Raw genomic sequence first — 12,754 nt, forward strand, 5'->3', positions numbered from 1 at the left:
GGCTTTCGTTTGTCGCTGTGGATCCATCATTGATTCGCTCAGTCGGACAGTGCGGCGTTGTGATAAACGTCTTGCACGTCGTCCAGGTCCTCGAGCACGTCGAGGAGCTTCTGCATCTTGGCGGCGTCTTCGCCGGTCACGTCCACGGTGTTCTCGGCGCGCATCGTGATTTCGGCGGCGTCGGGCTTCAGGCCTGCGGCTTCGAGCGCGTTTTTCACGGCCTCGAAGTCGCCCACGGCGGTAAGCACCTCGATGGCACCATCGTCGTCGGTGATCACGTCTTCGGCACCGGCTTCGAGGGCCACTTCCATGACCTTGTCCTCGCTGGTGCCGGGCGCAAAGATGATCTGGCCACAGTGCTTGAACTGGAAGGCCACCGAGCCTTCGGTGCCCATGTTGCCGCCGTACTTGGAGAAGGCGTGGCGCACTTCGGCCACGGTGCGCACGCGGTTGTCGGTCATGGTGTCGACGATGATCGCCGCGCCGCCGATGCCGTACCCTTCGTAACGAATTTCTTCGTAGTTGACGCCTTCGAGGTTGCCCGTGGCCTTGTCGATGTTGCGCTTGACGGTGTCGATGGGCAGGTTGACCGCCTTGGCCTTTTCGACCGCCAGCCGCAACCGGGGGTTGGCGCTGAGGTCGGCGCCGCCGGCGCGTGCCGCCACCGTGATTTCACGGATGGCACGGGTCCAGAGCTTGCCGCGCTTCTCGTCCTGGCGGCCCTTGCGGTGCTGAATATTTGCCCACTTGCTATGTCCGGCCATGGCTATCTCTCTCGCTGTCGTGTGTTTTCAAAGCAAGTGTGGAGTTTACTGTCCGGCGCACACAACGCTCCCCGGCGCCCGGGATTTCGGACCGGGCCTTTTGGTGATAATCGTTTGATGACGCCATCGCCCTCTGCCGGTACGGGAAATCCCGACATCCTGCCGCCTCACACGCCGCTTCCGCTGTATTACAAGAACGAGGCAGAGCACCAGGCTTTCCTGCGACGCATCTTCGACAGCACGGCCGCCGACTACGACCGCATCGAAGCCGTGCTGGCGTTCGGCACCGGCCCCGCGTACCGGCGCGATGCGCTGAAGCAGGCCGGCCTCGCGACGGGCGCACAGGTGCTCGACGTGGGCATCGGCACCGGACTCGTCGCCCGCGAGGCGTTGAAGATCATCGGCCCCACCGGCAAACTCACCGGCGTCGACCCCAGCGTCGGGATGATGGGCCAGGTCCAGTTGCCCGGCGTCGAACTCATTCAAGGCGTCGCCGAGGCCCTGCCCCGCCCCGATGCCAGTTGCGATTTCGTGAGCATGGGCTATGCCATGCGCCACATCAGCGACGTGGCCGCCGCGTTCTCCGAATTCCATCGCGTGCTGCGCCCCGGCGGCCGCGTGGTGGTGCTTGAAATCACCAAGCCCGAAGGCCGCATCGCCACCGCACTGCTCAAGGGCTACATGCGCGCCGTGGTGCCGCTGATCGCCCGCGTGGTCGGCCGCCGCAGCGACACCTCGGAGCTGTGGCGCTACTACTGGGACACGATCGAGGCCTGCATCCCGCCTGAGCGCGTCATGCAGGCGCTGGGCGCCGCCGGCTTCGGCGAGGTGCGCCGCTACGCGAGCCTCGGGGTCTTCTCGGCCTACACCGGCCGCAAACCCGAATCCACCGCCGACAAGGCCCGCTGAACGTGCGCCCGCAGGACGATCACCCTCACTCTTCCCTGCGCGTGGAGCGCCTCTCGCTGCCGGACAGCCTTGCGCTGGCCACGCACAGCCATGCGCCCTTTGCCGCGCTCGGCTACGGCACGCCGCACGGTGTCGCCTGGATGCCCACGGTCAATGCGCGTGTGCTGTCGCCACAAGGCGCGATGGCCGACGTCTGGCATGTGAGCGACGGTGCCCAGGCCAAGTCGGGCACGACGGGCATCGCGCGCTGGCGCACCGACGGGCACTGGCTGCTGGGTGCCATCGATCTCGATGAAGCCGTCGAAGGCCAGAGCCTGACCGAGCTTGCGCAGCGCGCCTACCGCGACCTGTTCCGCACGCTCGACCAGGCCGACACGCCGCACCTGCAGCGCATCTGGAACTACCTGCCGCGCATCAACGCCGACGGCGGCGGGCTCGAGCGGTATCGCCAGTTCAATCTCGGTCGACAGGAAGCCTTCTTCGAAGCCGGCCGCGCCGCCTTCGAGGGCGCGCCGGCCGCCTGCGCGCTGGGCATCCGCCAGGGCGCGCTGTCGATCCGTTTTCTCGCGGGACGCGCCGCGCCGCTGCCGGTCGAAAACCCGCGGCAGGTGTCGGCCTACCGTTATCCCGAAACCTACGGCCCGCGCTCGCCGACCTTTTCGCGCGCCGCGCTGGCGGACATCGGCAACGAGCAGGTCGCGCTCTTCATCTCGGGCACGGCGAGCATCGTCGGCCACGAAACCGTGCACCACGGCGATGTGCGTGAGCAGGCTCGCGAAACACTGCGCAACCTCGAGGCCGTGATCGCCTCCGCCCATGCGCAGACCACGGCGCGCTTCTCGCTCGACGCGCTCGATTGCGTGGTGTACGTGCGGCATCCGTCGGACACCGACGCCGTGCGCGAGGTGATCGAAGCCGCGCTCGGCGCCGCCGCGCCGATGGCCCGCCATGCGGTGTACCTGGAAGCCGACATCTGCCGCAGCGATCTGCTGGTCGAGATCGAGGCCCACACGGTCGCCGCCGGCCGGCTGCAGGCCGCCTGAGCAGCCGGCCGTTCGCCCCGTTCGCCTGCCCGACCGACACCACCATTCATGAACGTGCTGCGTTTTCTCACGTCGATCCCGCTCGCGCTGATGCTCTACGCGCTGCTGCTGTTCCTCGGCCTGATCTCGCTGGGCTGGAACTTCGTCGCCATGCTGCTGTACCCGGTGATGCCGGCCGTGCCGGCGCGCGCGCTGGGCCGCATGACCATCGCCTTTGCCTACCGGATGTTCTGGTGGCTCGCTTCCGTCACCGGCATGATGCGCATCGACGCCTCGTGCCTGGACCCGATGCGCAACGAACCCGGCGTGATCTTCGTGGCCAACCACCCGACCATGCTCGACGCGCTGCTGCTGGTGGCGCGGCTGCCGCGCAGCGCCTGCATCATGAAGGCCGAGCTGATGAGCAACATCTTCCTCGGCGCGGGGGCCCGGCTGGCGCGCTACATCAGCAACAAGTCGGCCCGCACCATGGTGCGCCTGGCGGTCAACGACCTGCGCCAGGGCGGCCAACTCGTGATCTTCCCCGAAGGCACGCGCACGGTGACGCCGCCGCTCAACTCCTTCCGCCCCGGCACCACGCTGATCGCCAAGCTGGCGCAGGCGCCGATCCAGACCGTGTTCATCGACACCGACTCGCCCTACCTCGGCAAGGGCTGGCCGTTGTGGCGCGTGCCGCCGCTGCCCATCGTCTTCACGCTGCGGCTGGGCAAGCGCTTTGCGCCGACGCAGGACAGCGATGCGTTGCAGGTCGAGCTGGAACACTATTTCCGTCAACACATGGAGCAGCGCGCCACCGACGCGTCCCCCGAATGCCAGCAGACGCCTCGCGCACCCACCTTGTCCTGATTCCCAGCTACAACACGGGCGAGCGCCTGTTCTCGACGGTCGCCGCCGCGCGGGCTCAATGGAACCCGGTGTGGGTGGTGATCGACGGCAGCGACGACGGCACGGGCGAGCGTCTGCAGCAGATGGCGGCCGGCGATCCGGGCCTGCGCGTGTGGGTGCTGCCGCAGAACCAGGGCAAGGGCTCGGCGGTGCTGCACGGCTTGCGGGCCGCGAAAGAAGCCGGCTTCACGCACGCGCTCACGATGGACTCCGACGGGCAGCATCCGGCGGACCTGATCCCTTCTTTCATGAACGCCTCGCTGGCGCGGCCCGAGACGATGGTGCTCGGACGGCCCGTGTTCGATGCCAGTGCGCCGCTGCTGCGGGTGCGTGGGCGGCGGGTGTCGAACGGCTGGACGCAGCTCGAAACGCTGTTCGCAGGCGTCGGCGATTCGCTCTACGGTTTTCGCGTGTACCCGGTGGTCGACCTGATCGCGGTGATGGCGCGGCAACCCTGGATGCGGCGGTTCGACTTCGACACCGAGGCGGTCGTTCGACTGGCTTGGCGCGGGGTCAAGCCGGTGAACATCGATGCGCCTGTGAAGTACCTGACGGCGGAAGAAGGCGGGGTGTCGCACTTTCGCTATGGCCGCGACAACGTGCTGCTGACTTGGATGCACACGCGGCTGATGATCGAGTTTGTCTTGCGGCTGCCGGGGCTGCTGATTCGCAAGTTGCGAGGGGCGCCGCCGTTTCAGGCTTAGCAGGCTGTTGAATCAGGCCTTGTCCAGTTCCATGTCGAAAGGCGTGATGGACTGGAGGCGGTCGAACCGCAGTTCCACCGCGCCGCACCATGCATGCACCAGCGCGATCATGTGGCGCACGCCCGGTCCGTCGTTGACGCGGCCCATGAGGTCGACGGGGCGCTGTTGCCCGAACGCCAATGCCAATTGCACCAGCTGCTGGTGGATCAGCACGCCCTGGCCGGCCATGGCGCCGACATCCCAGCTGTCACGTGCGCTCACGACCACATGGCGCAGTTGGCCGAGCGGGTGGCGCGTGACGCTGCGGCGCAGCAGCGAGGCTGTACGGATTTCGATGCTGCGCTCGCCGCTTTCAGGATCGACGCAGAAGCGGGTCTCCCGCAGCGGCCCGCCGAACCAGCGCAGGCGCATCAGCCTGCAGCCCAGCCAGCACATGAAGGCGCCAGTGCCGATCATCGCCACCGTCAGCGCGCCGAACAGCAGCCAGTGGTACCAGGCCTCGGGCGATTCCTCTACGAGCCCGGCAATCATCATCGGCGCGGCCGACAGCATCGCCAGCCCCAGGAGCAGGACGCCCAGGCCCATCAGCCACCACATGAACCTGCCGATGCGCATGTGGCGTGGAAAGAGCCGCAGCTGCGTCCCGTGGGGCACGCAGGCGTAGCCCGCATCGAACAGCAGGCGGTCCGGCGCCAGCACGCTCGCCAGCATGGCGGCCAGGCCGAGCGCGCCCAGTGGCGCTGCGACCCAGAGGATGAGCATTTCGGCGGCGAGAGAAAGGTCCCTGTACATAAGTCGGCTTGTCGTTGTCGTAGACGGTGGTGCAGCACCACCGTGAGGGCCTGCAGGATACCCAAGGGCGGGGCCTGCCTCGATTTCAACCCGGTCGAATTCGACCACCACGATGACCTCGCAGGCCCGTTGACGCGGGGAAGAAAATCAACAGCCTGTTGAGTCCCTTTTTGAGGGGCGCCCGACAGGCGGCACGGCGCGGTCGGCCCCACTGTGCCGGCCCTTCGGGCTCCCCTGCGGTGCTCGCGTTTCGCGGGGTCTTGCAGAACTCGCCTTCGGCTCAAACAGCTGCAAGCCCTGATCCGCGAAACGCTGCGCTCCTCGGCGGCACAGAGGGGCCGCCCACACCGCACCGCCTGCCGGGCACCTGCCGTGGCGTGGGAGCCGTTTCTCTCTTCCTACTCGACGGTGGCCGCGCCGCCCAGCGCCTTGTACAGCGTCATCGTGGCGTTGAGCTGGTTCAACCGGTTCTGCGCCACGGACACCTCTGCGATGCGGCGTTTGTCCTTGGCATCTAGCACCGGCTGCAGCGCGGTAGCACCGGCGCGGTAGCGCACTTCCGACAGGGCTTCCGCGCGCTGCGCCTGCTGCAGCGCCAAGGCCAGCTTCACGCTTTCGTCCTGCAGTTGGGTGCGTGACGACAGCGTGTTCTCCACCTCGGACAAGGCCGTGTACAGCGACTGACGAAACCCGACGACCGCTTCTTCGTACTGCGTCTGCGACACGGCGACGGTCAGTCGCGCGGTGTTCCATTGCAGGAAAGGCAACACCAGCCCGGCACCCAGCGTGGCGATGGGGTTCTTCAGGACCTCGCCCAGTGCATTGCTTCCCGCGCCCAGCGAGCCTGTGAGACTCAGCGTCGGGTAGAAGCCGGTGCGGGTCGCATCGACGTTCGCCAGCGACGCCCGCAGGCGCTGCTCCGCGGCACGCAGGTCGGGCCGGCGGCCCAGCAGGCTCGCGGGCAGGCCGGCATCGATCACGGGCAAGGCCGTGTCCGGCAACTGCGAGGGCTCCTCCCTCGGGGTGTCGGGCGGCATGTCGAACAGGATCGCCAGCGCGTTGCGCGCCTCGACGCGCTGTTGCAGCAGCTGCGTGTGCGCCGCCTCCTGGCTCGCGAGGTTCTGGCCCGCCTGCGCGACATCGAGCCCGGACACGGCGCCCGCCGCGTACTTGGCGCGCACCAGCGCCTGGATGCGCCGTGCGTCGGCCATGCCGGCTTCGCTCAGCGCAATGCGGTGGTTCAGGTAGCCGCTTTGCCAGTACAGCCCGGCGGTCGTGCCGACCAGCGCCAGTGCCGTGGCTTCGCGGTCGGACTGGGTGGCCTGCAGCTCCCAGTCGGCTGCGCTGCGTTGCGCCGACAGGCGGCCCCAGAGGTCGATTTCGTAGCTCAGGTTCAGCGAGGAGCTCGCGGTCGACCCGGCCACGTTGCCTCGCTTCAGGTCGAGGCTGCGGTTGGTGCCGAGTTGCCCCGTCACGCCCGGCGTGAGGTTCGTGTTCGCCAGGCCGGCCTGCAACTGCGCGCGCTGCACGCGGATGCTGGCGGCGGCCAGGTTGTTGTTGGTGCGCAGGGCGTTGTCGATCAGGGTGTCGAGCCGCACGTCGTTGAAGGCGGTCCACCAGCGGGTCTGCGGCATGGCCGCTGCGTTCTGTGGCACGGGCTGTTGCTGCTGCTGCCACGCCTGCGGCAAGCCGAGCGGCCGTTGCTCGCGCCGCTCCGGCTGGAACAGCGTGCAGCCGCCGAGCGCCAACGCGATGGCGAGCGCTCCCAAGGTCAGGCGCGCGCTATTCACGAGCCAGTGCCTCGATGGGGTCGAGCCGCGCGGCGTTGCGCGCCGGCAGGTAACCGAACAGCACGCCGATGAGCGACGCGCACAGGAAGGCCGACACCACGGCCCCCAGCGAAAAGATCATTTGCCATTGCTTCACGAACACCGAGAACAGAAAGCTGATGCCGTACGACAGCATCACGCCGATGAAACCGCCGACCAGGCACACGAGCACGGCCTCGGTCAGGAACTGCTGCAGCACGTCGCTCTGGCGCGCGCCCACGGCCATGCGGATGCCGATCTCGCGGGTGCGCTCGGTCACCGACACCAGCATGATGTTCATCACGCCGATGCCGCCCACCACGAGCGAGATCACCGCGATCAGCGACAAGAGCAAGGTGAGCGACTGGCTCGTGCGCTCGGCCGTCTTCACGATGCTGTCCATGTTGAAGGTGAAGAAGTCCTTGCCGCCGTGGCGCAGCGTGAGCAGCCGCACGATGCTTTCCTCGGCCGCCTTGGTGGGCTGGTCGTCGCGGATGCGCACGGTGATGCCGTCGAAGTGCTGCTGGCCGAACAGGCGGCTCGCGCCGGTGCTGTAGGGCAGCCAGATGTTGAGCGACTTGTTCTCGCTGAACATGCTCTTCTTTTCCTGCGCCACGCCAATCACCGTGCACGGCAGGCTGCCCACCAGGATGACCTTGCCGATCGGGTCGGTGCCCTCGGGAAAGAGCTTGCGCCGCGTGTTCTGGTCGATCACCACCACCTGCGACTGCTGCCGCACGTCGTTGGCGTTGAACGGCGCACCGCTGGCCATCTGGATGTCGCGCACGCTGAAGAAGTTGTCGCTGACGCCGTTCACGTTGCCATTGACGTCGGCGCTGCGGTAGCGCAGGCGCAGGCTGCGCATGGTGGTCGGCGTGACGCTGTGCACGAAGGGCTGCGCGGCAATGGCCTGCAGGTCGGCCGGAAGCAGCGTGCGGATGCTCGCTGCCTTGTCGTCGCCGAAGTCGCGGCCCGGGTAGATGTCGAGCGTGCTGGTGCCGATGGCCTTGATGTCGGCCAGCACGAAGCGCTTGGCGCCCTCCCCGATGGCCACGATCGACACCACCGAGGTGATGCCGATGATGATGCCCAGCATGGTCAGCGCCGTGCGCATGCGGTGCGCCATCATCGAGCGCCAGGCCATGCGAAAGGCCTCGGAGAAGCGGGCCCAGCCGGTGCTGAAGCGTGCGATGCCGAGCGTGGGACGCGTCATGGCGGGCGGCGTGGGGGTGTCGTCGCCGACCGTCTGCGCGGGCGCGGCCACGGACGGCACGTTCGGCCGGTCGCCAACGATCACGCCGTCGGCGATCTCGATGATGCGTTCGGTGCAGCGCGCCACCTGCATGTCGTGCGTCACGATGATGATGGTGTGCCCCTGCGCATGCAGCTCGCGCAGGATGCCGATGACCTCCTGGCCGCTCTTGCTGTCGAGCGCGCCGGTCGGCTCGTCGGCCAGGATGACCTGCCCGCCGTTCATCAGCGCGCGCGCGATGCTCACGCGCTGCTGCTGGCCGCCCGAGAGCTGGCTCGGCCGGTGCTCGGTGCGGTCTTCGAGGCCCAGGCGCGCGAGCAGCTGCCGCGCCCGCGCGTCGCGCGCCGTGCCCTCGGTGCCGGCGTAGACGGCGGGCACCTCGACGTTGCCGGTGGCCGTCAGGTGCTGCATGAGGTGGTAGCGCTGGAAGATGAAGCCGAAGTGCTCGCGCCGTAGCGCGGCGAGCGCGTCGCTGTCGAGCGTGCCGACGTCCTGGCCCGACACGGTGTAGGTGCCGGTGGTCGGCCGGTCAAGGCAGCCGAGGATGTTCATGAGCGTCGACTTGCCCGAGCCCGAGGCACCGACGATGGCCAGCATTTCGCCGTGGCCGATGTCCAGGTCGACGTCCTTCAGCACCTGGACCTCCTGCTCGCCCGAGGGAAAGCTGCGGCCGATGCCGCGCAGGGTCAGCAGCGGCTGCGTCACTGGCGCGGCCTCCGGTTGCCGCCGCCGTTGTCGTTCGTGCTGCCGTCGGTCTTCTCCAGCGCCGAGGCGTCGCCGGTGATGACGTTGTCGCCTTCCTTCAGGCCTTCGAGCACCTGGGCCTGGAAGTTGTTGCGGATGCCGATGCGCACCTGCCGCTTTTCCACGCGCTGGTCGGGCAGGAGCACGCGCACTTCATGGCGGCCCTCCTTGTCGCGCGCGCCGAGCGCGGTGAGCGGCACGGTCAGCGCCTGCTTCGCCTCGCCCAGCAGGATGGCGACCTGCGCCGTCATGTCGACGCGCAGCGTGCGGTCGGGGTTGGGCACGTCGAACAGCGCGTTGAAGAACACGGCGTTGTTGATCTTCTCGGGCGAGGGCTGCACCGCGCGCAGCGTGCCGTGGTAGCGCGTGTCGGGGTCGCCGAGGATGGTGAAGTACACGGGCTGGCCGGCCTTCACGCGCACCACGTCGGCCTCGGACACCTGGGCCTTCACGGTCATGGTCGACAGGTCGGCCAGTTTCATCAGCGTGGGCACCTGGAACGAGGCCACCACGGTCTGGCCTTCGAGCGTGCTGATCGACACCACGTCGCCGTCGATGGGCGCCATGATGCGCGTGTACGACAGGTTGGTCTGCGCCGAGGCCAGGGCCAGTTTCTGCTGGCGGATCTGCGCGTCGAGCGACACGCCGTCGGCGCGCAGTGCGCGCAGTTCGGTGTCGGCGCCTTCCAGGTCCTGGCGCGCGGCGGCGTCCTGCGCCAGCATCTCGCGCTGGCGCGCCCAAGTGAGCTCTGCCTGCTTCACGCGGACTTCCTTCGCGAGTTTCTGAGCCTGCAGGTTCTCGAGCTTGGCCTGCTCCTGCGCGAAGGTGTTCTGCGAGATGACGGGATCGATCTCGGCGAGCCAGTCGCCCTTCTTCACCGTCTGGCCGAGCACCACTTTCAGTGACTTGAGCTGGCCGGACACCTGCGCGCCCACCTCGACCTGCTTGAAGGCCTGCAGCACGCCGGTGGCGAGCACCGCGTTCTCCAGGTCGCCGCGCTGCACGGTGGCGGTGAGGTAGTCGCTTTTCTTCGGCGGGCTCAGCCAGAAGAAGGCCGCGATGGCCAGCACGACGAGCAAGGCCAGGCCGACAAGGAGCTTGCGCGATCGTCGCGAGGGAGTGGTGGGCATGCAGTGAAAGTGGGATGAAACGGGCGGCGAAGCGCGGGAAAGGATGCGATTGATCCTAGCCCCGGTTGCTGAAGGCCTGCTAAAGCACGCAGTTTCGACGGGCCTTTGCCTCGGCCCGCAGCAGCGCGGCCATTGAAAACGGCGTGGCCCGCTGCCCTTGAAAGGCAGCGGGCCACGCCGCAGAAATTACTGAAAAAGAACTCAGCGCGCCGTGCGCCGACGCAGCAGCAAGGTGAGGAGCAACAGCGCCAGCACCGTGAACGCAATGAACGACCAGTTCGCCAGCGTCAGGCCGAACAGCGACCAGTCGATCTTGGAACAGTCGCCGCCGCCGCGGAAGATCATCGGCAGCGCGCGCTTGAGCGGGAAGGTCTCGATCATCCCGTACAGGTCACGCCCGCACGAGACGACTTCGGGCGGATACCACTGCAGCCAGCTCTGCTGCGCCGCCGTGTAGGCACCGCCCACCGCCGCCGCCAGTGCCAGCAGCCCGCCCGTCACCTGCAGGCCGCGGCTGTTGAACAGCGCAGCAAGGCCCGTGAACAGCGCCACGAGCATCAGCGCATAGCGCTGCACGATGCACATGGGACAGGGTTCGAGCCCGACCACGTGTTGCAGATACAGCCCGAAGGCCAGCATCAGGACACAGGCCAGGCAGATCAGCGCGAGCGCGCGGCGCGGCGCGCCGAAGTACCAATGGATCAAGGAGACACCCAATCTTCTTCTACGAACACCCTGGCCTTGCGGGGGTTGGCGACGACGGTGTCGCCTTCCTTCAAGCCCAGGTCGCGGAACTGTTGCGCAGGGAGTTGCGCTTCGATGATGGTTCCGGAGCCCGGATTATCTGGATTCGTTTCGGTGGGCTCAAGTTCCAGCCGCGCGATCGGTCCGACCACAATCGCGCGCGACAGCGTGGCGACGATGCCGGTGGCGCCCGCCACATAGCGGGTCACGTCCAGGTCGTGCGGGCGCACGTAGGCCAGTGCCTTGGCGTCGCGCGCGGTGCTGTGCTCGGGCGAGTCGATGCGCATGCCGTCCAGTTGCACGGCGCCGTTGTCGGCCCGGCCGTGGAACAGGTTCACGTCGCCGAGGAAGCCGTAGACGAACGGGCTCGCGGGCTTGTCCCACACGTCCTGCGGCGAGCCGACCTGCTCGATGCGGCCCTTGTTGATGACCACCACGCGGTCGGCCACTTCGAGCGCTTCTTCCTGGTCGTGCGTGACGAAGATCGAGGTGACGTGCAGCTCGTCGTGCAGCCGGCGCAGCCAGCGGCGCAGTTCCTTGCGCACCTTGGCGTCGAGCGCGCCGAAGGGTTCGTCGAGCAGCAGCACCTTGGGCTCCACCGCCAGCGCGCGGGCCAGCGCGATGCGCTGGCGCTGGCCGCCGGACAGCTGCGACGGGTAGCGGTCGGCCAGCCAGTCGAGCTGCACCAGCTTGAGCAGGTCGGTCACCTTCTGCTTGATCTGCGCGTCGCTCGGGCGCTCCTTGCGCGGCTTCACGCGCAGGCCGAAGGCCACGTTCTCGAACACGGTCATGTGGCGGAACAGCGCGTAGTGCTGGAACACGAAGCCGACCTGGCGTTCGCGCACGTGCACGTCGGTCGTGTCTTCGCCCGAGAAATGGATGCTGCCGGTGTCGGCCGTTTCCAGGCCCGCGATGATGCGCAGCAGCGTGGTCTTGCCGCAGCCCGAGGGGCCGAGCAGCGCGACGAGTTCACCCGACTCGACGTCGAGGTTCACGTTGTTCAGCGCCCGGAAGTCGCCGAACTGCTTGCTGATGTTGCGGATTTCGATGCTCATGGTCTTGTTCTCTCGTCTTCTCAGGCCGCCGAAGGCTCGGGGGGACGCTCGGGCGGCAGCTCGGCGATGGCTTTCATTTCGCGCTCATGGCGCCACTCGATGACCGACTTGATCACCAGGGTGACCAGCGCCAGGATCGCCAGCAGCGAGGCCACCGCGAAGGCGGCCACCGACTGGTATTCGTTGTAGAGCACTTCGACGTGCAGCGGCATCGTGTTGGTCTGGCCGCGGATGTGGCCCGACACCACCGACACCGCGCCGAACTCGCCCATGGCGCGCGCATTGCACAGGATCACGCCATACAGCAGGCCCCACTTGATGTTGGGCAAGGTCACGCGCCAGAAGGTCTGCCAGCCGGTCGCGCCGAGCACGATGGCGGCCTGCTCTTCGTCGGTGCCCTGCGCCTGCATCAGCGGAATGAGTTCGCGCGCAATGAAGGGGAAGGTCACGAACACGGTGGCCAGCACGATGCCGGGCACGGCAAAGATGATCTTGATGTCGTGCTCCGCGAGCCACGGGCCGAACCAACCCTGCGCGCCGAACACCAGCACGTAGATCAGGCCCGCCACCACCGGCGACACCGCGAACGGCAGGTCGATCAGCGTGGTGAGAAAGGCCTTGCCGCGGAACTCGAACTTGGCGATGGCCCAGGCCGCGGCCACGCCGAAGACGAGGTTCATCGGCACCGCGATGGCGGCGGTGATGAGCGTGAGGCGGATGGCGCTCCACGCATCGGGTTCCTTCAGCGCCTCGAGGTAGGCGCCGAGACCCTTGCGCAGCGCCTCGACCGCCACGGCCGCCAGCGGCAGCACGAGGAACAGGAACATGAACACGAGGGCGACGCCGATCAGCGTCCAGCGGACCCAGGCCGACTCGGTGGTGCCGGCCTGCGCGCGGCGGATGATTTTTGAAGGTGCGCTCATG

General features: G+C 67.7%; 12 protein-coding genes. 4 read left to right on the top strand and 8 right to left on the bottom strand.

The genetic code is table 11. The features are described from left to right. Positions 1-38: 38 nt before the first annotated feature. Positions 39-764: a YebC/PmpR family DNA-binding transcriptional regulator gene (locus CY658_RS19365; protein ID WP_099789518.1), complete on the bottom strand. Its 726-nt coding sequence runs from the start codon at positions 762-764 to the stop codon at positions 39-41. Positions 765-881: 117 nt separating this feature from the next. Between CY658_RS19365 and CY658_RS19370 the strand changes: the two genes are divergently transcribed. The 4 genes from CY658_RS19370 to CY658_RS19385 are packed head-to-tail and all read left to right on the top strand — an operon-like array spanning position 882 to position 4,305. After that, positions 882-1,673 carry a class I SAM-dependent methyltransferase gene (locus CY658_RS19370; RefSeq protein WP_101491741.1) on the top strand — a complete coding sequence of 264 codons (792 nt, stop codon included), beginning with the start codon at positions 882-884 and terminating at the stop codon, positions 1,671-1,673. Between the two features lie 2 nt (positions 1,674-1,675). Beyond that, a complete protein-coding gene (locus CY658_RS19375; protein WP_101491742.1) occupies positions 1,676-2,716 on the top strand; it encodes a chorismate transformation enzyme, FkbO/Hyg5 family in 1,041 nt (346 codons plus the stop codon). Positions 2,717-2,764: 48 nt separating this feature from the next. Then, positions 2,765-3,562, top strand: a complete 798-nt coding sequence (locus tag CY658_RS19380; protein WP_101491743.1) for a lysophospholipid acyltransferase family protein — start codon at positions 2,765-2,767, stop codon at positions 3,560-3,562. Then, positions 3,526-4,305: a glycosyltransferase family 2 protein gene (locus CY658_RS19385; RefSeq protein WP_101491744.1), complete on the top strand. Its 780-nt coding sequence runs from the start codon at positions 3,526-3,528 to the stop codon at positions 4,303-4,305. Before CY658_RS19380 ends, CY658_RS19385 begins: the two co-directional genes overlap by 37 nt. A gap of 12 nt (positions 4,306-4,317) precedes the next feature. Here CY658_RS19385 and CY658_RS19390 read toward each other — a convergent pair whose 3' ends face one another. The 7 genes from CY658_RS19390 to cysW all read right to left on the bottom strand — a co-directional run bounded on the left by CY658_RS19390 (position 4,318) and on the right by cysW (position 12,753). Continuing rightward, the gene (locus CY658_RS19390) at positions 4,318-5,067 is read right to left on the bottom strand and encodes a hypothetical protein (protein WP_101491745.1); all 750 of its coding nucleotides are present in this window, start codon (positions 5,065-5,067) and stop codon (positions 4,318-4,320) included. A 428-nt stretch (positions 5,068-5,495) separates the two neighbouring features. After that, complete coding sequence (locus CY658_RS19395; protein ID WP_101491746.1) at positions 5,496-6,887, bottom strand: efflux transporter outer membrane subunit; 1,392 nt, start codon at positions 6,885-6,887, stop codon at positions 5,496-5,498. Then, positions 6,880-8,862, bottom strand: a complete 1,983-nt coding sequence (gene macB, locus CY658_RS19400) for a macrolide ABC transporter ATP-binding protein/permease MacB (RefSeq protein WP_101491747.1) — start codon at positions 8,860-8,862, stop codon at positions 6,880-6,882. Before macB ends, CY658_RS19395 begins: the two co-directional genes overlap by 8 nt. Continuing rightward, positions 8,859-10,031 (bottom strand): macrolide transporter subunit MacA, encoded by a 1,173-nt coding sequence (macA, locus tag CY658_RS19405; RefSeq protein ID WP_101491748.1) that lies wholly within the window; start codon positions 10,029-10,031, stop codon positions 8,859-8,861. Before macA ends, macB begins: the two co-directional genes overlap by 4 nt. Before the next feature lie 201 nt (positions 10,032-10,232). Next, the gene (locus CY658_RS19410; RefSeq protein ID WP_101491749.1) at positions 10,233-10,736 is read right to left on the bottom strand and encodes a disulfide bond formation protein B; all 504 of its coding nucleotides are present in this window, start codon (positions 10,734-10,736) and stop codon (positions 10,233-10,235) included. After that, positions 10,733-11,830 carry a sulfate/molybdate ABC transporter ATP-binding protein gene (locus CY658_RS19415; protein WP_101491750.1) on the bottom strand — a complete coding sequence of 366 codons (1,098 nt, stop codon included), beginning with the start codon at positions 11,828-11,830 and terminating at the stop codon, positions 10,733-10,735. The genes CY658_RS19410 and CY658_RS19415 overlap by 4 nt, the downstream gene beginning before the upstream one ends. A 20-nt stretch (positions 11,831-11,850) precedes the next feature. Beyond that, entirely contained in the window at positions 11,851-12,753 is a 903-nt protein-coding gene (gene cysW, locus CY658_RS19420) for a sulfate ABC transporter permease subunit CysW (RefSeq protein WP_101491751.1), read from the bottom strand. Between the last annotated feature and the right edge of the window lies 1 nt (position 12,754).

Source organism: Variovorax sp. RO1 (assembly GCF_002849325.1).
GTDB lineage: Bacteria > Pseudomonadota > Gammaproteobacteria > Burkholderiales > Burkholderiaceae_C > Variovorax.